This window comes from Tritonibacter sp. SIMBA_163 (assembly GCF_046535935.1).
GTDB lineage: Bacteria > Pseudomonadota > Alphaproteobacteria > Rhodobacterales > Rhodobacteraceae > Epibacterium > Epibacterium scottomollicae.
In genome coordinates this window covers 1-255 of the sequence record NZ_JAWJBP010000845.1, presented here as the reverse complement: position 1 = coordinate 255, position 255 = coordinate 1, and the positions used below count along the sequence as shown (strand labels likewise).

The window sequence follows — 255 nt, the reverse complement described above, 5'->3', positions numbered from 1 at the left end:
CCTTCAAAATAAAAAACATCTCGACACCAATTTGATGATGATGAAGAGGCGTTTTCCCTCCTGGTTCAAAAATTTCGACACAAAAGGTTAAAGAAGTATTCGCCGTGGTGGGATCAAAAATAATAGCTAAGCGATTATTATCCTCAGGGCTAATACGGTAGGCTTGATAATTTTGAGCGGTTTTATAAACCGGAATCATACACTGAGTATTCATTATTACATCTCAGTTGTGGAAGGCATCAAAAATGGACAGAC

The 255-nt window shown here is 37.6% G+C and carries 1 pseudogene; it reads right to left on the bottom strand.

The features are described from left to right. Nucleotides 1-199: pseudogene (locus tag R0J92_RS24720) on the bottom strand (cupin domain-containing protein); the annotation flags it as partial. Nucleotides 200-255: the final 56 nt, after the last annotated feature.